This is a genomic window from Photobacterium ganghwense, from assembly GCF_003025595.1.
Taxonomy (GTDB): Bacteria; Pseudomonadota; Gammaproteobacteria; order Enterobacterales; family Vibrionaceae; genus Photobacterium; species Photobacterium ganghwense.
Genome location: NZ_PYMI01000003.1, coordinates 786,596 through 808,921, shown reverse-complemented (window position 1 = coordinate 808,921; position 22,326 = coordinate 786,596). Strand labels below are relative to the sequence as shown.

18 protein-coding genes and 1 pseudogene are annotated in these 22,326 nt (G+C 48.5%); 12 read left to right on the top strand and 7 right to left on the bottom strand.

Annotated features, from left to right (window positions below):
- The first annotated feature begins 7 nt into the window (after positions 1 to 7).
- The 8 genes from C9I92_RS14005 to dgcA all read left to right on the top strand — a co-directional run bounded on the left by C9I92_RS14005 (position 8) and on the right by dgcA (position 9,106).
- Entirely contained in the window at positions 8 to 712 is a 705-nt protein-coding gene (locus C9I92_RS14005; RefSeq protein WP_047885390.1) for an ATP-binding cassette domain-containing protein, read from the top strand.
- Positions 699 to 1,286 carry a molybdenum cofactor guanylyltransferase MobA gene (gene mobA / locus C9I92_RS14000; RefSeq protein ID WP_047885389.1) on the top strand — a complete coding sequence of 196 codons (588 nt, stop codon included), beginning with the start codon at positions 699 to 701 and terminating at the stop codon, positions 1,284 to 1,286. Before C9I92_RS14005 ends, mobA begins: the two co-directional genes overlap by 14 nt.
- A complete protein-coding gene (locus C9I92_RS13995) occupies positions 1,283 to 3,067 on the top strand; it encodes a bifunctional molybdopterin-guanine dinucleotide biosynthesis adaptor protein MobB/molybdopterin molybdotransferase MoeA (RefSeq protein ID WP_047885388.1) in 1,785 nt (594 codons plus the stop codon). The genes mobA and C9I92_RS13995 overlap by 4 nt, the downstream gene beginning before the upstream one ends.
- An 873-nt stretch (positions 3,068 to 3,940) precedes the next feature.
- Entirely contained in the window at positions 3,941 to 4,660 is a 720-nt protein-coding gene (locus tag C9I92_RS13990; protein WP_047885387.1) for a DUF3581 domain-containing protein, read from the top strand.
- 290 nt (positions 4,661 to 4,950) lie between these two features.
- Positions 4,951 to 5,511 carry a hypothetical protein gene (locus C9I92_RS13985; protein WP_053061828.1) on the top strand — a complete coding sequence of 187 codons (561 nt, stop codon included), beginning with the start codon at positions 4,951 to 4,953 and terminating at the stop codon, positions 5,509 to 5,511.
- Between the two features lie 386 nt (positions 5,512 to 5,897).
- Complete coding sequence (locus C9I92_RS13980; protein WP_047885386.1) at positions 5,898 to 6,824, top strand: LysR family transcriptional regulator; 927 nt, start codon at positions 5,898 to 5,900, stop codon at positions 6,822 to 6,824.
- 192 nt (positions 6,825 to 7,016) lie between these two features.
- Complete coding sequence (gene dgcN, locus C9I92_RS13975; RefSeq protein WP_084712560.1) at positions 7,017 to 8,129, top strand: N-acetyltransferase DgcN; 1,113 nt, start codon at positions 7,017 to 7,019, stop codon at positions 8,127 to 8,129.
- Complete coding sequence (gene dgcA, locus C9I92_RS13970) at positions 8,126 to 9,106, top strand: N-acetyl-D-Glu racemase DgcA (protein WP_047885385.1); 981 nt, start codon at positions 8,126 to 8,128, stop codon at positions 9,104 to 9,106. The genes dgcN and dgcA overlap by 4 nt, the downstream gene beginning before the upstream one ends.
- A gap of 198 nt (positions 9,107 to 9,304) precedes the next feature.
- On the opposite strand, the gene C9I92_RS13965 is transcribed toward dgcA, so the two are convergent.
- A complete protein-coding gene (locus C9I92_RS13965; protein ID WP_047885458.1) occupies positions 9,305 to 10,687 on the bottom strand; it encodes an FAD-binding oxidoreductase in 1,383 nt (460 codons plus the stop codon).
- Positions 10,688 to 11,108: 421 nt separating this feature from the next.
- Here C9I92_RS13965 and C9I92_RS13960 point away from each other — a divergent pair, with 421 nt between their 5' ends.
- Positions 11,109 to 12,701, top strand: a complete 1,593-nt coding sequence (locus tag C9I92_RS13960) for a cytochrome-c peroxidase (RefSeq protein WP_248827377.1) — start codon at positions 11,109 to 11,111, stop codon at positions 12,699 to 12,701.
- Between the two features lie 56 nt (positions 12,702 to 12,757).
- On the opposite strand, the gene C9I92_RS13955 is transcribed toward C9I92_RS13960, so the two are convergent.
- From C9I92_RS13955 to C9I92_RS13940, 4 genes and pseudogenes are all read right to left on the bottom strand, one after another.
- Positions 12,758 to 13,171 (bottom strand): NUDIX domain-containing protein, encoded by a 414-nt coding sequence (locus C9I92_RS13955; RefSeq protein WP_047885384.1) that lies wholly within the window; start codon positions 13,169 to 13,171, stop codon positions 12,758 to 12,760.
- A gap of 121 nt (positions 13,172 to 13,292) precedes the next feature.
- A complete protein-coding gene (locus tag C9I92_RS13950; protein WP_047885456.1) occupies positions 13,293 to 13,829 on the bottom strand; it encodes a GNAT family N-acetyltransferase in 537 nt (178 codons plus the stop codon).
- A gap of 185 nt (positions 13,830 to 14,014) precedes the next feature.
- Positions 14,015 to 15,571 carry a BCCT family transporter gene (locus C9I92_RS13945; protein WP_047885383.1) on the bottom strand — a complete coding sequence of 519 codons (1,557 nt, stop codon included), beginning with the start codon at positions 15,569 to 15,571 and terminating at the stop codon, positions 14,015 to 14,017.
- A 544-nt stretch (positions 15,572 to 16,115) separates the two neighbouring features.
- Positions 16,116 to 17,079, bottom strand: a pseudogene (locus tag C9I92_RS13940) (Gfo/Idh/MocA family protein).
- Between the two features lie 293 nt (positions 17,080 to 17,372).
- Between C9I92_RS13940 and C9I92_RS13935 the strand changes: the two are divergent.
- On the top strand, positions 17,373 to 18,011 hold the full coding sequence (locus tag C9I92_RS13935; protein ID WP_242551864.1) for a phosphatase PAP2 family protein: 639 nt from the start codon (positions 17,373 to 17,375) through the stop codon (positions 18,009 to 18,011).
- Between the two features lie 264 nt (positions 18,012 to 18,275).
- Here C9I92_RS13935 and C9I92_RS13930 read toward each other — a convergent pair whose 3' ends face one another.
- Positions 18,276 to 18,632, bottom strand: a complete 357-nt coding sequence (locus tag C9I92_RS13930; RefSeq protein WP_047885381.1) for a helix-turn-helix domain-containing protein — start codon at positions 18,630 to 18,632, stop codon at positions 18,276 to 18,278.
- Positions 18,633 to 19,721: 1,089 nt separating this feature from the next.
- On the opposite strand from C9I92_RS13930, the gene C9I92_RS13925 reads away from it, so the two are divergent.
- Complete coding sequence (locus C9I92_RS13925; protein WP_047885380.1) at positions 19,722 to 20,201, top strand: DUF411 domain-containing protein; 480 nt, start codon at positions 19,722 to 19,724, stop codon at positions 20,199 to 20,201.
- Between the two features lie 149 nt (positions 20,202 to 20,350).
- Here C9I92_RS13925 and C9I92_RS13920 read toward each other — a convergent pair whose 3' ends face one another.
- Positions 20,351 to 21,322: a hypothetical protein gene (locus tag C9I92_RS13920; RefSeq protein WP_047885379.1), complete on the bottom strand. Its 972-nt coding sequence runs from the start codon at positions 21,320 to 21,322 to the stop codon at positions 20,351 to 20,353.
- 175 nt (positions 21,323 to 21,497) lie between these two features.
- Here C9I92_RS13920 and C9I92_RS13915 point away from each other — a divergent pair, with 175 nt between their 5' ends.
- Positions 21,498 to 22,196 carry a DUF2786 domain-containing protein gene (locus tag C9I92_RS13915; RefSeq protein ID WP_047885378.1) on the top strand — a complete coding sequence of 233 codons (699 nt, stop codon included), beginning with the start codon at positions 21,498 to 21,500 and terminating at the stop codon, positions 22,194 to 22,196.
- The last annotated feature ends 130 nt before the right edge of the window (positions 22,197 to 22,326 follow it).

Below are 22,326 nucleotides of genomic sequence, written 5' to 3'. Positions count from 1 at the left end.
GAAATTGATGACTCAGCTTTCGATTCAGGCCAATGATCTCTCAGTCAGATTTAAAGACCGGCTACTTTTTCATATCCCGCAATTGTCGCTGGGACCGCAAGATGCCGTCTACCTCACCGGCGACAATGGTGTGGGGAAAACCACGCTGCTTAAGGTATTAAGCGGCCTGCTGAAACCCACGACCGGGACTATTAACCTCAGTCAGCAAGGCTGGCTTCACCGTCTGTTTTACGCCCAAAGCCACAGCGGCGTGATTTACATGCACCAGACGCCTTATATGTTTGACGGCAGTGTACTGGACAATGTCAGTTACGGACTGAAATTCAGTCTGCGCAATCGCCGCGAACGCCGATCGACCGCCATCAATGCCCTGCGCATGGTCGGTTTAGAAACCCTGGCCAACGAACACATTTCGGTATTGTCCGGCGGTGAACGCCAGCGGGTCGCCATGGCGCGCGCCTGGATACTAAATCCGGGAGTTTTACTGATGGATGAATCAAGTGCCAGTCTGGATCAAGAATCCATTGATCGCATGGTGTTACTCTGCAAAGATCTGTTATCCCGTGGGACAAGTCTGGTAATCACCAGCCACCAACAAAATGCGTTAACTGCTTTGTGCCGCCGTCAGTGGACCATTGCAGACGCCAAACTTATCGAACGCACAGAATTACAACTGGTAGACGGGGAAAAAAACAACTATGCCTACGCCTGACAACACTCGCTGGGTGATCCTGGCGGGTGGACAAGCGAGCCGGATGGGCGGCAATGACAAAGGCCTGATTCCACTTGCGAGCCGTACCTTAATCGAGCATGTGATCGACCGCCTTAAACCGCAAACATCCGCTATCTCTATCAATGCCAACCGTAACAAGGAACGTTACAGCCATTTTGGTTTCGTATTCGGGGACAACATTCAGGATTATCCGGGGCCTCTTGGCGGGATGCACGCTGCCCTGCACCAGTATCCGGACAGTGAGTGGATCGGATTCGTACCGTGTGACTGCCCGCAGTTACCGGTCGATCTGGTGGCCAGAATGAGCCGCGCCTGTAATGCTGACACCGATATTGCAGTAGCCCACGACGGCGAGCATATTCAGCCGGTCGTGACCCTGCTCAATCGCCGTATTCTGCCCAAGCTGGAGCAGTTTCTTGCCGCCGGCGACCGAAAAATTATCCTGCTGTACCGCCAATGCAACATGGTCACCGTTGATTTCAGCGATCAGCCTGATGCCTTTATCAACCTCAATACCCCAGAAGAACTCGAACAATTCGGACAAGCGCTATGACTCAGATAACTGCGAATCTTCCCCTACTGGGCTTTGCCGCTTGGAGCGGAACCGGTAAAACCACAGTCCTTGAAGCCATGCTGCCAAAGCTGGTCGCGCGTGGTATCCGTGTCGCTGTAATCAAACATGCTCACCATAATTTTGACATCGATAAAGAAGGCAAAGACAGCTACCGCTTACGTAAGGCCGGCGCTGCACAAATGCTGATTTCTTCCCGCTATCGCCGCGCAATCGTTACTGAAACGCCCGATGAGGAAGCCACTTTGCCCCAGCTGATTGCCCAGCTGGATCAAACCCAGCTTGATCTGATTCTGGTGGAAGGCTTCAAGCAACTGCACTTCCCAAAAATTGAACTTCACCGTCAGGAAGTCGGCAAGCCATGGCTGCACCCGGAAGACAGTAACATCATAGCGGTGGCGGCCAATGTTCCGGTGGAAACCCATTTGCCGACACTGGATATCAACGATCTCGACCAAATCACCGACTTTGTCGCTGAATTTGCCCAAAACAGCCAACGCCAGTCAGAATCAGCACAATCGCTGAGTTGCAGCAATGTTGATGCCTCAGGAATGCTGTCTGTCGCTCAGGGGATCGAACAGATTCTGAGCCAACTTTCAGCCCCGCAAGAGCAGGTGTCCGTTGCGCTTGAGCAAGCATTGGGACAAATTGTCGCACAAGATATCCTGTCTCCTGTCAACGTTCCTCAGCATACCAACTCAGCGATGGACGGCTATGCCATCCGTGGGGACGATCTTGATCGTGACCACTATCAGGTTATCGGTCAGGTCATGGCTGGTCACTGTTTTGATCAGCCATTAGAACCGGGACAAGCCGTGCGGATTATGACTGGCGCACCGGTTCCGCAGCATGCCGATACGGTCATCATGCGAGAGCAAGCCAGCCAAACAGGTGACATTGTCACGTTTAATCGCACAATGGGAGCGATTCGCCAAGGTCAGAATGTGCGTCAGGCCGGCGAAGATCTGGCGTTGGGCCAGGTTGCCGTTGCCGCAGGCACAAAAATCACCGCCCCTGAACTGGGGATGATAGCCTCCCTTGGCCTGGACACGGTCTCCATTCGCCCTCCCCTGAAAGTCGCCATTTTCTCAACCGGTGATGAAGTTCAGGCACCGGGCGAAGCCCAGAAGCCAAACTGCATCTATGACTCAAATCGCTACACCCTGACAGCCATGCTGACAAAAGCCGGCTGCGAGGTGATTGACATGGGGATCATCGAAGACAGTGAAGAAACGCTGACATCAACTTTGCTTCAGGCCGCAGAGCAGGCAGATATGATTCTGTCTTCTGGCGGTGTGTCCGTGGGTGATGCCGATTACATCAAAACCGTGCTCAGCCAACTTGGTGCCATTAATTTCTGGCGAATCAATATGCGTCCGGGGCGTCCGCTGGCCTTCGGGCAAATTCAGGGCATTCCTTTCTTTGGCCTGCCGGGGAACCCTGTGGCGGTGATGGTGACTTTCCTTCAGTTTGTTGAGCCTGCACTGCGAAAAATGCAGGGAATGACCGACTGGCAGCCAACGGTTTTTAACGCGATTGCTGAGCAGCCATTACGCTCCCGTCCGGGACGCACTGAATACAGCCGCGGTTTTTACTCTATAGATGCAAATGGGCGTCTGGTGGTTCGCAGTACCGGCAAACAGGGTTCCGGCATTTTGCGGTCTATGAGTGAAGCGAATTGTCTGATAGAGATTCTGCCGGAACAACCGGGAATTGAAGTGGGCGAAAGTGTTCGGGTTATTCCGTTAACGGACCGATTGTAAGGGGCATATCTACGAGGCTTTTGTCTTCGAGATTTTTGTCCACGAGGTTCTTACTGCGAGGCTCAAATCCAAGAGAGTCTGGCGGTAAGCGCCTTGTGTAACGCAGAAGAGAACTGGACGACAGTTTATCTGACCTCCGCCGCCTTGGGTTTTAACTCTCGCATCGCAGGCGTTTTAGTAGATATGCATTGTTAGTAGGCAAACGCTCGACCCAGGTTCAACACTCAACCAAGGTTCTAAGCTTTTACCGCTATAATTGCAGCCTGTAAAGACGCCGCGTGGCGTATTATTGGCTCAGACGAAGCATAATCAGACGCTATAAATAATGAAGCCCTCAGCAAACGCTGTTTAACAACGTTTACTGAGGGCATATTTTTATATGCAGCTTCCGTGCTGCTTTATTTTCCCGAGCTTCTACACGTCTAGAAGATGGTTATTTGCAGTTACGGTTATAAAAACCCTAACCACTTGTTAGCTCAGTAAATGTAAAGCAACCCTAGCCATTGTTCTGTCTTACTTTATGGTAATAAAGAACCTGTCTGTTAAGACAACAACAAATCTGTTAGTTTTGTGCATTATTTGTCAGAATTTGTCTGTATTTGTTGTCTGGCGGTGATACTACATAATTATGTCTGGTGTTGCACCCATTAATTATTCGTTTTTCACAGCGATTCATGAAATCCATGATTTCTATCAATTCGCAAAATATCCCTTAATGCGCAATTACCATATCTGTGATATGGTGCACTAATCTACAAGCAGGTCAATGTCAATGATTTTATGCCTTTCCACTGGCTAGACCATTGATCATGAACTTATCATGTAAAATACCTGACAGTTTGATTAACTCCTTTAATTTTCAGAACGTTACGTATGTTTTTAGAGTCCTATTATTCAGAACAGAATGGTGTTTACACATTTACCCGTGAGCAGGCGAGCCACTTTGCTAAGAAAATCGCCGGCGATTTCAATCCCATTCACGATGAAGACAATAAGCGTTTCTGTGTACCGGGCGATTTGCTTTTTTCCGTGGTACTCGCTAAAGCCGGTATCAGCCGTAAAATGCGCTTTGAATTCGCGGGTATGATTAATGATGGCATTGAACTAAAAGCAGCGCACAGTTCGTTTAACAATTTTGCGGTTGTCGACAACGCGGGTAAAGAATACCTGCGCGTAACCCGTGACGGAGACATCACGACCGACGCCGAACTTATCGAGCACGTTACCCAAAGCTATGTGCAATTTTCAGGAATGAACTTCCCGCACATCATGGTTCCGCTGATGCAGTCGAAAGACATTATGATTAATCCGGTACGTCCGCTGGTCATTTACGAAAGCATGGAACTGGATTTTGAACGTCTTGATCTGACTGCGCCAACGGTTGAACTAACCGGTTCTGATATTGAAGTGGACGGTAAACGTGGCAGCGTGACCCTGAAATTCTGCTTCAAGGAAAACGGTGAAGTGGTGGGTACTGGTCGTAAACACATGCTGATGAGCGGCCTGAAGCCTTACTGTCAGGATGACATTGATGATCTGGTAAACCGCTTCAACCAACGCAAAGTGGACTTTAGCGCAAAAATTGCGGCTTAATCTCACGAAGTGGCTTTTACAGCAATAGATTTTGTGAATACCCTTTTCATAGAAATCGCCTTGCAAAAAAGCCTCTCAAAAAATAGCTTTTGAAGAAAACCGGTAGCCTTGCCTGCCGGTTTTTCATTTTCTGCCTGACAAATCTCTGCACACCTTGAAAACAGGCAACAAGCTCTCCTCTCCTTTCTTCCGGCCTACGACTTTCTCTTTATTCCCTATACTTTATGTTGTCATTCAGTAATGACAGATCGATCCATGATACGAATAGCAATAAATCTGGAGAAATCATCATGGCTACTCAAACCAAGGCAAAATTATGTGCTTTAGCCGTAATATCAGCCTGTTGTATGACCAGCCTTGCCATGGCTGAAGAAAGTACCATGTCAAACGATATGATGACCGATAAAATTGGCCGGGCGAAATCTGCCGCTCCACCGTCTGTCAGTAACGATGCCACTATCATTGTTGACGGCAAAGAAGTAGTGAAAGGCACCAATGGCTGGACTTGTATGCCAGAAACCATGCCCGGCGACAATGCTCCAATATGTGCCGATGCTGTCTGGCTGGAAATGATGGGGGCGCTGACCAGCAAGGCCGATTATAAACCTACCCGAATCGGGATTTCGTACATGCTGCAAGGGGATGCTGGCGGTGGTGTCAGTAATTCTGATCCTTATCATGCCTCTCCCAAAGAAGCAGCAGACTATGTGGAAACCGGGCCACACATGATGATCATAGTGCCTAAAGAAATGCTCACCGGTCTGACCGATGACCCAAGCAAAGGTGGCCCTTATGTCATGTGGAAAGATACCCCTTACGCTCACATTATGATCCCGGTTGCCGACAAATAAACTTGGTCTCCGGCTCACGGCCTGCCATTTCGCATCGCCTGAGCCGGATTTCTTTCTCGTCTGTTTTCTTTCCTATCTCGGTTTGTCACTCACCACTTTGTTCTCTGCTTTATTAACCACATCAACAGCAACATCATCGCCTGTTGCCATGCCTGACTGCCTAACAGGTTTTGTGGCTCACGCTAAGTACATATCCCAATAAGTGGTCTCTATGTATCTGTTTCGCTATGTCTTTATGTCTTATGTCTTGATGTCTTTAAACATCTGAGAATCTAAACATCTCAGTATCTAGAGCTGAGGCGCTGGCTACAACCTTCAACAAGTGAAGATTTCCTCCTATTCAGTTTGACGGTATAGTTTTCAGGCTGACTTTATAAGGAGTTAAAGTGAACTTACGTCAAATTGAAGTGTTTTACGCCATCATTAAAGCGGGCAGTATTTCCGGTGCCGCAAAACAACTTCATGTCTCGCAGCCCAATGTGACCCGTGTTCTTGCGCATACTGAGCAGCAGCTCGGTTTTCCGTTGTTTCATCGTCACAAAGGCAGATTGATTGCGACAGATTCCGCGCTGCGCTTATTGCCTGAAGCGGAAAAGGTCTATCTACAATTAGGCAGCTTGCAGTCGTTAACCAGCAAATTACAAAAAGGCCATCAGCATTTACGCATTGGCGCACCGCCTGTGCTGGCGTCCACTCTCCTTCCCCCTGTGATTAAAAAACTGTGCCAGAACCCAGCGGTTTCAGTTGACCTTTCGACGGATAACCGGGGTGCCCTTTGTCAGGCACTGCTCCAAAACGAGATTGATGTCGTTGTCAGCTTTGGCCGAGATATTCCGCCAGGGACCTGTGGCACTGTGATATTAGAATCCGAAATGGTTGCTTTGTTGCCAGCAACAGCGGCAATGTCAGTGTCCAACGGTTCAGTGTCAGTCAGCAGCGCCTTAATGGAAGGCGAATCTTCTGTATCCCTTGACGAGCTGGTGTTGCATGGCGAGCGAATTATCGGTCTGGACAGCCGTGACCCACTCGGCATTCAGATCAGTCAGGCAATCAAACACATCGCACCAGACTATCATCATCAAGTCACCGTCCGATCTTACATGGCTGCCGCAAAGCTGGTTTGTGAAGGAATGGGGACAGCCATTGTCGATCCCTGGACTGCGTCGTATTTTACCGAAAAACTCATCACCAGAACGCTCTCTCCGGCCATCCCCGTCTCACTGACGTGCCTGGTAGCTGAACATACCCCAATTTCCGACACCGCCCGGCAATTTCAGCTCTTTCTGAGCCAGCAAACACAATCAACTCAGTGACATTTATCTGGAAAAAATGTGGGCATTCGGGGTGAAGCGTTTGCCTGACATTCACTATCATGGTGGCAAAGCCATAACTTCAGGTTATGACTAACTCACAGATAAGTATTCGATAAATCAGTGTGTTGTAACTACTGTATTGTGACGACGTTATCAAGCAGCCCCTATCGACTGCCTATACAAGGATTCACAATGCACGGACTGACATCTTCATCGACGATTGCTCACATCTCGCAGGCTCACATTCCTCAGCCTTACCTGCTTTTTCTCGGGGATGTGACTGATCCTCTTTCAGCCAAAACTGCCGCCGGTATTGCCCAGTGGCGGCCAGATGCCTGTTTAGGTCAACTGCGCCTCAATAGCGACACGGTGTCACTCGGCTTGCCAGATACCAGCCTCGAACTGGCCCGAAAGCAGGGAGCGAAAACATTGGTCATTGGCACCGCCAATGCCGGTGGCGTTATTCCCGAGCACTGGCTATCTACGCTGAAGCAGGCGCTGGAGCTGGGTTTTCATCTTGCTTCCGGTATGCATCAACGCCTGAGCGATAACGATACCCTCAGGGATACCGCCGCGCAGCATCACTGCCAGCTCTTTGATGTACGACACCATGATGAGCCGCTGCAGGTGGGTACGGGTGCCCCTCGATCAGGTCTGCGCCTGTTAACCGTCGGCACCGACTGCTCAGTGGGTAAAATGTACACTTCATTGGCACTTGAGCAGGAAATGAGAAAGCAAGGCCTCTCCGCCCAGTTCTGTGCCACTGGCCAGACCGGCATTTTAATCGCCGGTAAGGGCATTGCCGTCGATGCCGTTGTTGCCGACTTTATCTCCGGCGCTGCCGAAGCTATCAGCCCCGCATTTACCAATCACGACTGGGACATCATTGAAGGGCAAGGCTCACTATTTAATCCGTCGTTTGCTGGCGTAAGTCTAGGCTTATTGCACGGCGCACAGCCGGACGCACTGGTACTGTGCCACGAGGTCGGGCGACAGCATATTCGTCATTTACCTCACAAGGCGATCCCGGATATTGCTGACTGTCTGGCAGCGAATCTGGCGGCAGCCAAACTGACAAACCCTGACGCCCATTTTGTCGGCATTTGCCTGAATACCTCTGCCTTATCCCATGACGAAGCCGTTACGTTATGTCAGAACTGGCATCAGAAATACCAACTGCCAGTCACGGATCCGGTACGTTTTGGCGTAAGCGACATCGTCAAACAATTGAAGCCAGCCATGAGCGCCCAAATCAACACACACCGCACCCAAAATGAGAACCCAAATAAAACAGGTGACGCATGAAAATTACCGTTCAACATGAACGTTTTCCGTTTGCCCGCCCATTTACCATTTCACGTGGTACCCGTACTCATCAAGATGTCGTCACCGTCACTCTTTATGAGGGTAACCGCTGTGCCAGTGCTGAATGCACACCCTACCCGCGCTACGGTGAAAGTGTGGAGAGTGTGGAGAGTGTCATCAGGCAGATTGAGCAGATCTCAGCCAGAGGCCACAATCTGACGTTGAACAGGCAACAACTTCAGTCATTGCTGCCGGCAGGGGCTGCCCGCAATGCTCTGGACTGTGCGTTATGGCGGCTGGAATGGCAGAGCCACTTTCCCTCTCCCGCGTTTGAAATTGCGCCTGCGATAGCCACGGCGATGACGGTCTCTATCGACACAGCTGATGTGATGGCCAGTCAGGCGGTAGAGCTGGCCGAGAACGGGGCAACATTACTCAAAATTAAGCTTGATGCTGAAGCGGTTATCGAGCGTGTAAGTGCCATCCGTAAAGCGGTACCAGACATTCCGCTGATTCTCGATGCCAATGAAGCGTGGGGCGATCTGCCATTATCCCCGTTATTTGATGCATTGGCGCCACTGAACATCAAGATGATCGAACAGCCGGTTCCGGCCGAACAGGCCTCACTATTAAAAGGCATTCCTCATCCGATTCCGCTCTGTGCTGACGAGAGCTGCCATACCTCGCAGGACATCGCGGCGCTTACCGGATGTTTTGAAATGGTCAACATCAAACTGGATAAAACCGGAGGCCTGACCGAAGCACTGAAACTGGAACAAACCGCCAGAGCGGCAGGTTTCGATATTATGGTGGGTTGCATGGTGGGGACATCTTTAGCCATGGAGATGGCACTGCCACTGGCCAGTCGCGCATCTATTGTGGATTTAGACGGCCCCGTATTACTGGGCTACGATCGCCCGAGGGGGTTACGCTACCAGAATGGGATGATATTAACTGGCCCAATGAACACTGACTGAGTTCTGGCTGACTGCATTTTTGGCTGACTTGAGCATCTTTAAAACCAAAAGATACTTTCAGCCCCAAACATAAAAAACCGCCTCGGGCACAATCCGGAGGCGGTTCAGTTTATGCGCGATAGTGTTTCGACAAATCGGTCAATTTATTGAACAACATATAGACCAACATCCTGACCAACAGCGAGTTTTCGGCTGACCTTAACCATCAGGATTAATGTTCTGATTAACCCGGAAAAAGTTATTCGGATCATACTTACGCTTCACTTCCACCAACCGCTGATGATTTTGACCGTAAGTTGCGCGAATCCTTTCATCGCCTTCTTCCATCATAAAATTAATGTATGCCCCACCTAACGAATAAGGGTGCAGGGCTTTCCAATACGCCCGTCCCCAGTTCTTCAGATCTTCTGCCTGAGTCGGATCCGGTGATATCCCGGCAATCACCATTGACCATGTCGCATTCCGGAAACTCCACGCCATGTTATCGCTGCCCACCTCATGCACCGCGCCATCGATAGGATATAAGTGCATCAGTGACAGTTCGCTGGGGACTTTGGCAGCATGTTCAAGATGTACTTCAATGGCTTCATCTGTCAGTTCATCAAAGAAGTCACCTTTCCAGTACATTTGCAATCCCGGTGGTAACAACGGGTCGAACAGGCTTTGCAAGAACGTGAACGGCATCATACCGGTATGGCGGAAAATAGGTTCTGGCAGCGCTTCCTCGACTTCTTGCAATGCCGCGGTCGCGTCCGCTTCATTACCGTTGTAACAAAGGATTAAGGCACAAATTTTACGCCCCCAGATAGGTTCCGGGAAAGGTGCCGTTGAAGGGACGGTTTTCATACCTAATACAGTACAAAGTTCGCGGGGAGTTCGAGGCAGAAAATCGCGATACCATTTCATCAATGTTTTGGCATCAGAGGCATCCCAGAAAATCGGGCCGCCGTATACCTGATCGACCGGATGCGCCTGATACATAAACCGGGTCACAACACCGAAATTACCGCCGCCTCCCCGTATCGCCCAGAAGAGATCGTCGTTCTGCTCAGCATTGGCGGTCACAAATCGCCCGTCAGCTAACACCACATCGACTTCCAACAAACTATCAATAGTCAGTCCGTATTGCCGAGACAAATAGCCGTGTCCGCCCCCCAGCGTTAAACCTGCCACCCCGGTGGATGAGACAATGCCCGCCGGAACCGCCAGACCAAATGCATGTGCCGCATGGTCGACGTCGCCCTGCGTACAGCCGGGTGATACCGTAACCGTTCTGTGTTCCGGATTAACATGTACCCCTTTCATACACGACAAATCAATGACCAAGCCGTCATCGCAGCTGCCAAGCCCGGGGCCATTATGGCCACCACCTCGAACAGCCGTCAGCAGTTGATTGTCACGTCCGAAGTTCACCGCGTTTATGACGTCGGCAACATCCACACACCGGGCAATCAATAATGGCTTTTTATCTATCATGCCATTGTATAGCTTACGTGTTTCTTCATAAGCCGGATCGTCACGTGTGACTAGTTCACCCCGTAGTGCCTGTCTAAATTCTTCTACAACTTTCGCATCTAACATAACATTACCCCGATAGCAGGCGGTAAAAAATAAGCCTGCACTTATCATTAGGCAATCCATTGAAAAGATGGAGAAAATTTTAAAACATCAGAAAAAGGAAACTTGAAGCGATTTCATTGTTCTAGAAATAACCAAATAAGTATACAGCATTCTGACTACATCCCCCGGCCTGTAAAGTAACCCTCTGTTAGTTATAAATAATACTGTGTTCTTATCGTGGTGATGCAGCACTTTTATATCATCGTTTTTTGTATATTTTTGAGTCAATTGTTTATCAATTATGACTCTTATTATTTTTGAGAATCCGTGTTTCCACCCTGACTATATAGTTGTACTGCTACAGATGTTGGCTTGTACCTGTTGAGAATCGGCAAAGATCGAACCGCAGGTGCACTGAATAATCCATTCAGAGGTAGAAATAATGAAAAGTCACATTGGAACTCTATTTGACAAGAGCAGTGCAATTTTACCTTCCCGGCCACTGCTTAAACTCTCAGCCCTTTCTCTCGCACTCTTGCCCTTAATGCTGATACCTCATGCAGAGGCCAAGCCGAGCAAAAGTACCCCTGCTGCCACTAACAAAAGTTCGTCTGAAATGACGTATCTTGAAGAATTAGGTAAGCGGCTATTTTTTGAAAATATTTCCGAACCTAAGCGCCAGTCCTGTTCGTCGTGTCACTATCCACCCGCTGGCGGTACAAACCAGCACTCCGGTGTTAACCTTAAACAGGTTGCCGTCACTGGTGCAGACCCTAACGGTGATAACAATGACACGCCTCCCGGTGTCAAAAATGCAGGTGGTCTAAAACCACCCACAAACAAATATGTCCAGCACATGGATGAAAACGGTGATGTCGTTGGTTTAAAAAACTTTCAGATCAACGGCTGTAATTCAGTCTTAAATACTCCCAGGGGGCCAATCACTCTATTCTTTACTTGTGGTGGCGCATTCTGGAATGGTCGTGCTTCCGGTCACGAAATTGAAGATTCAAAAGCCAATGCTTTCAGCTTCTCTGAAAATGCCAAAGTGTCCGAATTTAAGAGAATGTATGAAAAGTATCTCGGCCCTGTTGCTGATCAGGCCTTTGCCAGTCCTTTCATTAACCATGTAGAGCAAGGTATTGGGGAAGGTAAACCAGAGACACGACTGGAAGATATCAAGCTGGTCTGTGAACAAGTGGCTAAATCGGCCTGGGGGAATGAATTGTATGAATATGCCTGGGATGAACCACTAGATTGTAGCGACAAAAACAAACTGGATACTGTTTTTGCCCGCTTCGCGATCGCATTGAGCGCATGGCAGCTTTCTTCTGAAAACAATCCCTATGACTCCAAACGTGACAAAGCGTTATTAGCCACTGAAAGCCGAACTTTCCCGTTAAATGGATTAACTGAACTGGAAAATGAAGGCCACGAATTGTTTTATGGTAAAGCCGGTTGTGCCGCAATTTGCCACCGCAGCAACCAGGATGTCGATACTGACGGCACACTACTTCACCAACGATATACCGACGACGCTTTCCATAATATTGGGGTGCCCCGGAATTATGAACTACCCGGCTCACCCGAGCCTGATGAGGGTCTTTATGGCGTCACAGAAGATGAAAGGGATATTGGTCTTCATAAAACACCGACTCTCCGCAACGTCGACTTGCGGCCAGGCAATGGTTTCACTAAAGCCTATACGCATAATGGCTGGTTCAAAAACCTGGAAACATTGGTGCACTTCTACAACAGTGCGGATGTAAACGGAGCGACAGCGAAAGGATTTGGTATTACACGTTGTCCGGAAGGCGTTCAGACACAAGCAGAAGCGTTAGCCAACAACTGCTGGCCTGCCTCTGAGTTTCCGGATACCAGTGTTATTGGCGTAGCGATTGGTAATCTCGGACTGACTTCCGATGAAGAAGCGGCAATCGTGGCCTATCTGAAAACCCTTAGCGACACCTCAATTGTACAGTCGCCAAAACCATACAAGTCTGCGCCTTACGACGAAAGCCGTATGGAGCATTAATGCAGCAAACTCATTAGAAACGAACGCCGGTACGTAAGTAACCGGCGTTCACTTTTTTATGACGTGAGCAGTAACTGCCGAATCTGGGAAATGGCTTCAATAAAAACAGGGTGAGCTTTCCACTGAGGCTCACCCTCTAGCTCGTACCAGAAAAATTCAAACCAATGTCCGCCATCATCCTGGGTGTAATGAGACCATGTGTCAGGCAAGGCTTTCTCTTCGCCATCACAAAGTACAAAATGCCACTGCTGGTTTTGAAAACCGCTTTCCCATTGGCCCAGTATTGAGGTCGAAGAAATCGTTTTTACTGGTATTCCTGACTCTTCCTCGAGTTCTCTGACTGTCGCCGCTTCAATTGACTCATCCCAGAGCTCAAGTGTCCCTTTGACCTGCTGCACCCCGGCAATAGGATGGCGGAACAGTAAAAGCTCAATACCTGAACGCGCATTCACTGAAAGAGCCGAGTTCATTTGAGCAAAATCCTGCTGGCCTGAATTCTCTGGATAAAAACAGCCGGTCCCTCGACGTCCTGATCTGATCACCACTGGGCATACTTTGACTTCTCGCCTGGCGATACGATTTCTGTCAGTCTTACTTAAGCCGGCCCTCATAATAACAGACCTCCCGCTCATACCCATTTGCCCTAATAAATCGATTTTCAATATACGGGATACCCAGTTTTCTGATTACCGATTTCGATCTGTCATTCGTAACCAAGTGCATGACTTGCAGTTTTTCCAACCCAAAGTGCAATTGACTATAAGCCACAAGGCCTTTTGCGGCTTCCGTGGTATAACCATGCCCCCAATACGGCACGCCCAACCAGTAGCCCAATAAACCGCAGTTATCCTTAAGTGTCGGAAAACTCACGGCACCAATGATCAAATCTTCCCCTTTTAGCGTGATGGCGTACACTACCCCCGCATTGGCACGGTATAAAGCATCGTGGGAACTGACCCATTGCTCCGCCATTGAGGGAAAATACGGATGAGGAATATTCGCCGTCATCTCCGCGATTAACCGATGGCCTGCCAGCTCTGCAATCCGATTACAATCAGTCAGCAGAAACGGCCTTAACACTAATCGCTCAGTCTCAATCACGGGTTGTGGTTCACTTTCCGGTCGCATACCCATCTCCCTCAGGCTCTCTTCGTTCATCACAGACTTTCACTAATAGCACAAACCCGATGTGACACAAGATGCTATTTGCCCTGAATACATCTTCAGGTAACAGATTTCTGAAAATAAAAAAGCCGACACATTCAGTGTCGGCTCGATCAAAACGTGTTGCCGGTGATACCGCTAATACTGATTTAGCGTACCGATGAGACAATCTGGACTGATTGCTTTGGCGACTGGCGATCTGTCTCCTGCATCGCGAGCAAGGTTAAGGGACCGGTGATCAGACTGACGGCCACCAACAAAGAAACAGGTACGGCTGTAATGACGATAAATGATTGTAAGGCATTGAGCCCGCCATCGCCTGCCAGAAGCAACACCGCCGCTATTACGCCCATTGTAACCGCCCAAAACAGTCGCTGCGCTTTTGATGGCTGGCTGTCGCCGGATACCACCATGGCAATCGAGTAAGCCATGGAATCTCCGGTTGTGACAACAAAAGTGGTCGTTAACACAAGAAATGCAGGAATAATCCAGTCACTAAACGGCAATTGTGCCAGTGTTGCCAACAATACCGCTGGCAGACCCGATTCCGTCAACGGACCGGAAATGCTGCCCGGGGAACTGAGTTCAATACTGATACCGGTCCCGCCCAAAACGGTAAACCAGAAGTTGGTCACGACAGGGGCAATGATCGCAACGGTCATCACCAGTTCACGCACAGTTCGCCCTTCAGAAATCCGGGCGATAAAAATCGCCATCATCGGCGCAAAGCCAATAAACCACCCCCAGAAGAACCACGTCCACCATTGGTTCCAGCCAGGAGAGCTGATGTTTGTGCTTAATGTGGTGAAGTTTTGCAGATAGGTAGCAAAACCACTGCCAAAATGCGCCAGAATAAAGTCGGTCGGACCCAGGCTCAGCATCAGTGCCAGCAATGCAAAAGCGCCTACCACATTAAAGCGGCTTAACCATTGCAAACCCTTATCCATTCCGGTGAAGGCCGAGATCGAATAAATCGCAACCACGACGGCCAGAATACTCAATTGGGTCGAAGTATCGTTTGCCAGTCCCACGACTTCCTGGAGGCTGTAACCGAGTTGTGAGGCCAGAAAACCAATAGGCCCTATTGTTCCGGCAGCCACCGCGACAATTGAGCAGGCATCGATCACAGAACCCAGCCAGTGATTTTCCAGTTTATCGCCAACCAGAGGATACAACAGCGCACGAGGTCTGAGCTTCAGCCCTCCCTGATGATGAGCATGCATCAGCACAATGGTGGCAAGCGTTCCCAGAGCCGCCCAGGCAAGGAATCCCCAATGTAAAAAGCTCTGACTGAGAGCTGCATCAACAGCAGACGATGAGAGTGCATCCACACCGTCAAACGTCGGAGGCGCAGTCATGAAGTGGTAGATAGGTTCAGCCGCCGACCAAAAGACACCACCACCGGCCAGCAAGGTACACATAATCATGGCCAGCCAGCGAAATGTGCCGATATCCGGTTTCGCCGCTGTTCCCATCCGGAGTTTACCAAATCGACTGACAGCGATAAGCACTGCCAGACCAAAGTTGATAACCATTAACCATTGCCACAATGGGCCGAAGATTTCAGTTGCAGATGCAAAAGATGCCTCAATCAATCGACTGACGAGGGCGAGATCGTACAGCGAAAAAACAAGAAACAGCCCCAAGAAACCAATCGTTAGAACTAAAACATTTTTATCGCTACCTTTAGGGGTATTGAAGTGCATATTACTCTCACGGTTTGTGTGAGGGGCGGCACCTTAACAGCTCAAAACAGTACTTTCCAGTGAAATATTTCTTAATATTCTTTTATTTAGCGCTTAGATCACACCAACAAATCAAGCTATAGAACAAAAATAACCAAGTAATTTAGTAAGTTACTATAACACCACCCAACCCCATAAAATATTTTGAACTCAAACAACATAATTTTAAGAGAATAAAATTCCAGCAAAATATATTTAGTGTTCATAGCCTTTTCGATGATTTACACAGCCTGAAAACCACTCGTTTTAAGCTGATCTGTTTCCGCAAATGTCAGGCTTCTACGCTGTTTCATTTTGCTTCTGTTCAAAAAGAAGTGGCACGCAGTAGCAAAGCGTTCAGATACAAAAAAACTGATGCAAAAATTACTGGAGCAATAAGCACAGAAACAGAAAGTGCAGAAACAGGAAAGTGCAGAAACAAAAAACCCGGCCAATGGCCGGGAAAATTGATAGCTGCGAATCAGCCAAGTGTGAGGAGGTGGGTTATACGTTGGCACTTTTGTCATTAAAGGCTAGGCTGCACTTTACGTAAAACCTGTTCGGCCAGCCAGTGAGAGTGAAAATTTCGCTGCGTGATAGCCAATGGCTGTTTACCCTGCTCTGCCACGGTAAGCCAGTGGTGCGCCATTGCTTCAAAACCTTTCGATGCCAGCATCGGCGTCCAGTCAGGCTGCCGAACCGTCCGCTCTGCTCCTTCCCTCCAACAACGCCCTTCGGTAAATGATTCAAACCGAAAACTCATGTTCTGATAATCGGCACTAATATGTTCGCAAGTCATGCCATGCTGGCGATTCATACTGGCCTGAAACAGGGTGTTTTTTCGCTGCCACTGAACATCAACCCGAGCAAGACGCATCGATGATGCCCCTGCCTGATTCACATCAAACTGGGTGGTTACCATCAGGTCATCAGCTTTCAAATCGGCATGCAAGTTAACACTGTCGAGCGGGTGAATGAAATCGTCATAAATGAAAGTACGCGGCTCGCCTGTCAGGTTATAGCGGTGTTTTTCCCAACGAAGCGCACGGAGCGACGAAGCTTCGGCATGACAAACAGCTGTTCCCGGTAGTGCATACCCTGGCAATTCCTGACAATACAAAGGGATGTAGCGGCGGTTGAATCCCATAAACAGTGGCTGTTGCTGTGATTCCGCAAGATCATGTAACGCTTCACAATCGGCAAAATTATCCGCCAATGGCTTGTCGACAAACACTGGCATTCCTTGTTTCAAAAAATACGAAGCCAGCTCGAAATGCGAGGAAGTAGCACTGTGAATCATGACTGCATCGATGCCGCAACGAATCAGATCACGGTAATCGGTATAATATTCTGAGATCCGAAATCTTGCCGCGAGTTGCGTTAACGTCCCTACGTTTCGGGTGCACAGCACCCACCTCACTGATTTGGCTCAACACCGGTAAATGTGCTTTTACCGCGATATCACCCAGGCCAATAAGCGCAATTTTCATGATTTATCCTTAAACAATTTTTTATCAGGCTGCCAACTCGACGCCAACAGCGCACCAGCACTCTACCAGCATAGCGGTAACACGGCACCAACACCTGAGTAAGAGATAACCTATCTCATTGGGATTGCATGTTAAATGACGTAATCTTTACTTTATCTTAAGAGTCCTTTGCTACACTTTATGTCTTATTTTTTCGCGACTTTATAATCATGTCTCCACGTAATTTTTTCAGCCGGAAAATACCTGGCTACATTGCCCTTATTCTTTTCGCAACGTTATTGTCTGGCGTGCTGATGTTTTATTCTCAGGCAACGCTGACCGGTTCAGTCAATAATGCAATCGGGTTGTTTTTTACCCTTATTACTGACTCTGCCGGTAATCCGGGGTTTGCCGTGACAGTAATCATTCTGATGTCAGCGCCGGTAATATTGAAAATGCCCAAGCAACACATCATAAAAATTGGCATCCAATTTACCCTTTTCCTGGTGCTGTGCATGATTGCCAAAACAGCCATCAAGCATATTACCGAGATACCACGCCCGTACACCTATCAACTTCAGGCACTCGGTATTGTTGAGTCTCCGGACATTTTTTATCAGATGGATGAATCTCAACAGCAGACAGCCATTAAAGAAGCCGGTAACCGTGTCAGCCACTGGCGGACGGATCACTGGAAATCAGAAACCAACTACTCCTTTCCGTCCGGCCACACCATTTTTGCGGCTGCATGTGTGACATTCTGGGGTGGATTTTTCCTGCGTCGCAGACACTATCTGCCTGCTTCAGGTGTCATCACCTGGGGGGTAGGTGTTGGGATCAGCCGGGTCTGGCTGGGCATGCACTGGCCGACAGATTTAATGGCGGCCCTGTTCTGCGCAGCCATTTTGTATCTGTGTGTGCCGGAATGGCCAGTCGATGATGAGAAAAATTAACCGAATATATTGGTTTAACCCTGTAATGGCTCACATCTGAATCGTAGGCAAGCATCTGAGTACCAGTCGCCCCGTTTAGTACGGTTTACCGACAAAAGGGCCGCGACAGAGGCTACTCAGGATGAAACCCGTGAATCAAAAAAGCCCTCATCAATGAGGGCTATTTTGTGCGCTTCTGTTAATGCGGATACGATGCTTATCAATATCTGATGTTAACAACATCTAACATCCAGAGATAAACAAGATCGCAAACAGGCAAGGCTATCAGTGGAGATCAACGCTGTGAACGTACTCAACCACAACCTGATTTCCGTTGTAACGCACACTTTTAATATCACCATCAACGATGAATGTGTTGGTCAGCGTCACGGAGTTCGGCATGCTGTTGCCAATCTGATTTCTCAGTGACGGCAAAGTCAACATCGGGTCAACCCCGATATAACTACAAAACTGATTAACAAAACGAGGTTCCAGCGGCTCGCGGCCACGTAGAATGTCAGAAAAGATCAATTGGCTGACACCCAGCTTTTTGGCCATCTCGATCTGTGTGACACGCATCTTCGCCTTATAACTCATCCATGTGTCATGAAGTACCTGACGGTCTTGTTCTGTATATTGCATCCCCAAAAATGTCCTAGCGTTTGTACTTTTTAATTGCACTTATTTAAGCGTATAGAACACGATAGTTTGTCAGAAAAAAGTCAGTGTTAATGTCAATCGAATCTATATCACACAAGGCTTACAAGCGTAGTAAAGACTATCATTCTAAACTGCCTTATCATTCAGACAATTACTTAGAAGATTTCAGTTTCAAGAAACCAGGTACGTTTCGTCATATTTTTGTTGAGTGACCTCAACAGCGATCGCTATAATCACAAAACCATAAACACAAAATACTTGTGGTTATGGAGTGAGGTTTAAGCAATGGGATATAGTGGGTAAATGATGAGCAGTCAGCGAGCATGCTTTCGAGAAGGCAATGTCCATCTTGGCCGTCTCCCAGTAGCCTATTTCCGAAAGGCTTTCCTTCAAAGTCACTCCCTGAACAGTGTCTTTATCCAAAGAGGCTTCCTTCAGAGAGCGATAGCTCTTGGTATTACCATACTGATGTTACTAACTTCGCTACCGGGCCTATCCCGCAGTGTGGCGAATAACACACACCTGTATTCCGCTGTTAGCATGGATTGCTGTCAGGGCGAACGTAGTGCCACAGCCATGCCCGTTACCTTGCATGAGTCCTCCAATCAATCAGATCAGACGTCTACGCCTTCAGACCCCTGTTGCGGCAGTACATCTGGTAACATTGCTCTAAGCCCTGAAGTGGCGGGTTTTTCCACGTTCAATGCTACCGACCACTGCCTTTCGAAGGGCTGCATCTCCGAAAAATGCCTTTCGGGACAATGCCATGTCGGCAGCACGGCAATGCTTGCCATTCTGGTATCCACCTTGCCCTTGCTGGAAAATCAAACATCTTCTTTGCTTACGGCCATTGCCGGTTCACCGACCTCTTTTAGCCGCCAGATTTTTCGGCCTCCTGCTACGGTTTCATTCTCATCATCTGTGACAAAATCGGCGGTTAACTCCGCTCGCTGCTAATTTAATAGTTCTTTAAGCAGCCAACCCTTTTACCATTCAGCCGGCTGAACAGCCGATACATGGCGTATTTTGATAGACCGGCTGAGCACGAATACCGATAACAGGATAATGACTATGAAATACCGTTTTATGCTTTTTCTTGCGCTGACTCAGTTCGTATGGGCTACCCCCTCTGTTTCCGCCACTGAGCTTAACGCTACCGAAACGCCCATTACCGGCACTAACTATCAGTCCCCGTATTGCGGGTGCTGTAAAGACTGGGTGAAGCACATGGCAGACAACGGCTTCAAGCTGGATGTCGTTTTTGAAGAAAACCTGACCCCGATAAAAATTGATAAAGGGATTCGTCCAGAGTATGCATCGTGTCATACCGCAGTCATTGAGGGGTACACGTTTGAAGGCCATGTGCCAGCAGAAGATATTCAACGCTTCCTGAAAGAAAAGCCGGCTAACTTCATTGGTCTTGCTGTCGGAGGAATGCCGATGGGCTCACCGGGCATGGAGTATGGGGATCAAAAAGATGCTTACGATGTACTTGCCTTCGATAAAGATGGCAATACCCAGATTTGGGCCAGACATAACCGGGTACAGTAAGCGAAAAACAGTGGTTTAAGACCGCGATTAAAGACCCCGTTCATTGCTACATGATGATCAGCAACGGACGATGACAAAACAGGCGCTCTGGCGCCTGTTTTTATAGGTCGATGTATGGCAATTCCGGGATAACGTTAGCGCGAGAAAAGCTATTTATTATGCTGCAGTCGCTCGAATAGCGCCCGATTCGGATCCTGCTCATCGGCCCATAACGGGTCAATCTCACGTTGCTCCAGATAAATCTGCATTGCGGTAAAATAGGTAAACGCCGTAAGTTCTGAATCCTGATTAAAGTGCTCAAAAAACGTGTCTTCATGTTCAGCCAGCTGCGCCAGAGATGTTATCCCTTTCTCCAGAATCCATTGCGTCGCATGTGCCGGAATCAACGTGCGATGCAGGATCAGCTCTTTGATTTCCCCTACCGCGACCTGTATACCTTCGGCATTCGCCACTGGTTGAGCCAGCACTTCTTCTTCAGCCAGCAGCGCCTTCAGGCTGGCGATACTGGCTTCCCTTTCCGCGGTGGAATAACCATAGGTGGTTTTGGCAAAGCGAATCGCATACGCAAGGCGATCCCGGCCGACCACCTCCACAACCGCTTCAAGATACGGTTGTGGTATATCGTACGCCTTGGCCAACTGAACAATAGCCTGATTCAGGCTGGTATAAGTAATACCATCAAACTGGACATGGAACCGTCCATGCAGAGGCTCAAGAGGCTGACCATCAATCGCCAGCGGCCAGCCCTGATAATTCACTCGCCCTTTGGCAATTTCGAACATCTTCCAGGCACTTTCCCGAAAACCTTCCAGGGCTTTACCCTCAAACTCACTCGCTTCAAGCTCTTCTTTTGTCCAGTTCACCCCGATTTGCAGGTGTTTTTGGTATTTTTTATGTAATTGTTCTTTTACCTTGTCCCGCAACAAATCAAGGCCACTCACCTTAATCGTCCGACAAAACCCGTAACACTCTTCACAACAGGGAACCAGAACCGGGCTCGCCTGATTGTCATAGTTCGGCGAAGGCATGAAGGCGAACGACTCATAGTACGGCTCGCCGCAAAACCAGCAGGTATGGCGATATTCGAAGGGGATATCAATCGCTTGATAAGATAACGTCATGATTTACACTGATTCCGAAAACGTGTCTTTCATTATACCCAACTCACGATAAGTTGCAGTGCTTTGATTTTCCCTCTTCTTTTACCATTCCAGCCGCTGTTTTGAGTGAGGATAATTGTGCTGATGCCAGCTTCACGTTAAAATATCGGCCTTTTTTCAATCAGGGTGATATCGAATGTCAGAACAGAAGCGAAAGGCGCTGAAAAAAATTGCGAAATGCCTAGAGCTGGGTAACTCTGCCAATGTCAACGAAGCCGCTCAAGCTATCAAAATGGCTCATCGTCTGATGCTGAAATACGGGCTGGACAAGGACGATATCGAATTCATCCAGATGGGTAAAACCAAGACGGCCACCCTGCTCCCGGCAGATATCAGCCAGACCATTCTGAAAATCATTCGCGGTATTAACCGCCGCTTTGGTGTGGAATGCGTCCTGACCAACCACAAGGGCTTAAAGCAGGCCGAGTTTATCGGTCTGGCCGAGCGTGCCATTTTTGCCGCTTTTGCCTTTGATGTGGTTTACCGCGAAATGAATCAGCAAACCGGTCAGTTCCGTAACAGTTTTCAGGGTTCGGGAACCAGCAGCGCCGAGGTGAACCGCCGTGTTTCCTCTTTCCTGGCTGGCTGGATTGAAGGAGCGTTGGAGAAATTACCGGAGCTCAACACCGATGATGATCACGATTCACGCATGACTAACTTCATCGATAAAGAGTTCGAAAATCTGGATCGGGAAACCTTCAAACAGCAGTTACAGGAAGCGATGAAAGGTTTAACCGACGATTATGAAAAAGGCATGAAGAAAGGCCGCTCCATTTCAGTGAATCGTCCTGTTTCCGGTACCAAAGCCTTCGAACCTAAGTTGCTTTCTCAGTAAAGCTGGGGTAAATTACGCCTTCGCTTTCAATTAAACAGCCGTTTTTACGGCTGTTTTTTTGTTTGCAAACTAGGCAGTTATAGAAATGTGGATGCATAAGCCGGCTTTAGCCCGAGCAAAAAGTGAGCAA

Excerpts from the sequence above, each read along its gene's own strand:
- C9I92_RS13965 (WP_047885458.1), bottom strand. The coding sequence starts at position 10,687 with ATGTTAGATGCGAAAGTTGTAGAAGAATTTAGACAGGCACTACGGGGT.
- C9I92_RS13950 (WP_047885456.1), bottom strand. The coding sequence starts at position 13,829 with ATGCGACCGGAAAGTGAACCACAACCCGTGATTGAGACTGAGCGATTA.
- C9I92_RS13985 (WP_053061828.1), top strand. The coding sequence starts at position 4,951 with ATGGCTACTCAAACCAAGGCAAAATTATGTGCTTTAGCCGTAATATCA.
- C9I92_RS13930 (WP_047885381.1), bottom strand. The coding sequence starts at position 18,632 with ATGCAATATACAGAACAAGACCGTCAGGTACTTCATGACACATGGATG.
- C9I92_RS13935 (WP_242551864.1), top strand. The coding sequence starts at position 17,373 with ATGTTTTATTCTCAGGCAACGCTGACCGGTTCAGTCAATAATGCAATC.
- dgcN (WP_084712560.1), top strand. The coding sequence starts at position 7,017 with ATGCACGGACTGACATCTTCATCGACGATTGCTCACATCTCGCAGGCT.
- C9I92_RS13995 (WP_047885388.1), top strand. The coding sequence starts at position 1,283 with ATGACTCAGATAACTGCGAATCTTCCCCTACTGGGCTTTGCCGCTTGG.
- mobA (WP_047885389.1), top strand. The coding sequence starts at position 699 with ATGCCTACGCCTGACAACACTCGCTGGGTGATCCTGGCGGGTGGACAA.
- C9I92_RS14005 (WP_047885390.1), top strand. The coding sequence starts at position 8 with ATGACTCAGCTTTCGATTCAGGCCAATGATCTCTCAGTCAGATTTAAA.
- C9I92_RS13920 (WP_047885379.1), bottom strand. The coding sequence starts at position 21,322 with ATGACGTTATCTTATCAAGCGATTGATATCCCCTTCGAATATCGCCAT.
- dgcA (WP_047885385.1), top strand. The coding sequence starts at position 8,126 with ATGAAAATTACCGTTCAACATGAACGTTTTCCGTTTGCCCGCCCATTT.
- C9I92_RS13915 (WP_047885378.1), top strand. The coding sequence starts at position 21,498 with ATGTCAGAACAGAAGCGAAAGGCGCTGAAAAAAATTGCGAAATGCCTA.
- C9I92_RS13925 (WP_047885380.1), top strand. The coding sequence starts at position 19,722 with ATGAAATACCGTTTTATGCTTTTTCTTGCGCTGACTCAGTTCGTATGG.
- C9I92_RS13945 (WP_047885383.1), bottom strand. The coding sequence starts at position 15,571 with ATGCACTTCAATACCCCTAAAGGTAGCGATAAAAATGTTTTAGTTCTA.
- C9I92_RS13990 (WP_047885387.1), top strand. The coding sequence starts at position 3,941 with ATGTTTTTAGAGTCCTATTATTCAGAACAGAATGGTGTTTACACATTT.
- C9I92_RS13955 (WP_047885384.1), bottom strand. The coding sequence starts at position 13,171 with ATGAACTCGGCTCTTTCAGTGAATGCGCGTTCAGGTATTGAGCTTTTA.
- C9I92_RS13960 (WP_248827377.1), top strand. The coding sequence starts at position 11,109 with ATGAAAAGTCACATTGGAACTCTATTTGACAAGAGCAGTGCAATTTTA.